This window comes from Daejeonella rubra (assembly GCF_900103545.1).
Lineage (GTDB): Bacteria > Bacteroidota > Bacteroidia > Sphingobacteriales > Sphingobacteriaceae > Daejeonella > Daejeonella rubra.
Genome location: NZ_FNHH01000069.1, coordinates 1 through 1,362, shown reverse-complemented (window position 1 = coordinate 1,362; position 1,362 = coordinate 1). Strand labels below are relative to the sequence as shown.

1 protein-coding gene is annotated in these 1,362 nt (G+C 41.0%); it reads left to right on the top strand.

The annotated features are described in order from the left end of the window. Positions 1-233 precede the first annotated feature (233 nt). Positions 234-1,301 carry an IS110 family RNA-guided transposase gene (locus BLR27_RS18330; protein ID WP_090707330.1) on the top strand — a complete coding sequence of 356 codons (1,068 nt, stop codon included), beginning with the start codon at positions 234-236 and terminating at the stop codon, positions 1,299-1,301. Positions 1,302-1,362: the final 61 nt, after the last annotated feature.

Sequence of the window (1,362 nt, the reverse complement as noted above, 5' to 3'; positions counted from 1 at the left end):
TCCTATGTTTACAAAGCTTTAAATTTATACTATTAAAGTGAAAAGGAATGAGAGCACAATAGCGGCTAAATAGCTCAGGAAGTATATTGTCGTAGAGAATTAGCCTCATTCCTTTTATCTCTTAGAGTTTGAACAGAATGTAAGGAATTATGCAAGTCATAGTATCCAGAATATCCAACCAGGAGAAAAAACGAAGGGAGATTCATCACTTTATAACCTAAACCTTTAAGCTGATGAAGAAAGTATTAAAACAAGTATTGGGCGTAGATGTGGCCCAAGGCGAACTGGTGGTTACCTTGGGCAGGATGTTTGATGATCTGAGGGTCGATCTGTATGCACACAAAGTTTTCAGGAACACTGAGAAAGGCATTTTAACATTACTGGATTGGGTAAACAAACTGACCGACCCTGAAGTGAAAGTTCGCTTCGTGATGGAGGCTACAGGAGTATATCATCAGAAATTTGCCTTTTATCTTTATGCTCAGAATTACGAAGTAAGTATTGTTCTTCCCAATAAGATCAGCAATTATATGCGGACCCTGGAGAACAAGACAATCACGGACAAGAGTTGCTCAGAAGCCATCGCGCAGTTCGGACTAGAGAGAAATCTGGACCGTTGGCATAAACCTAAAAAGACCTATCGAAGCCTGCAGCAGCTTACTCGCGAACGTGATCAGATCGTCATGGAACGGGTAATGGTTAAGAACCAGCTTCATGCCGAGCAGGCTGAAGCCGAACCCAATGAGCGAAGTGTGGCACGATTGAATGAACGGATGCGATTGTTAAATAAACAGGAAAAAGAGATAAAATCCGATTTAACGGAGATCATCAATAGTGACCGTATCTTAAAAAGTGAGATAACCAATATCTGCAGCATACCTGGGATAGGTGAATTAACAGCCACGATTGTTTTGGCTGAAACGAATGGATTTGAGCTAATCAGAAATAAAAAACAGCTCACGAGCTATGCCGGGCTGGATGTTAAGGAAAAACTGTCCGGAACATCGGTCAAGGGCAAGCCAAGTATATCTAAAAAAGGCAATCGGCACCTGAGAAAGGCCATGTACCTGCCAGCACTCTCGGCAGTAAAGTATGATGAAAGCTTCCGGAATTTATATGTGCGAATCGTTTCCAGACAGGGGATAAAAATGAAGGGTTTGGTAGCGGTACAGCGCAAACTATTGGAAATGATCTACGTAATTTACAAAAGCAAAAATGAATACCAGAAAGACTATACCGATCTAAAAAGGAGTAGCGCACTAAGCCATAAGGATCAGTACGCTACACAGACTGGTTCTTGACCGTCTTAAAAAACAAAGATAAAAACAATTTTATTTGGAAATCAACACAGAATCTCTACGG

Excerpts from the sequence above, each read along its gene's own strand:
- BLR27_RS18330 (WP_090707330.1), top strand. The coding sequence starts at position 234 with ATGAAGAAAGTATTAAAACAAGTATTGGGCGTAGATGTGGCCCAAGGC.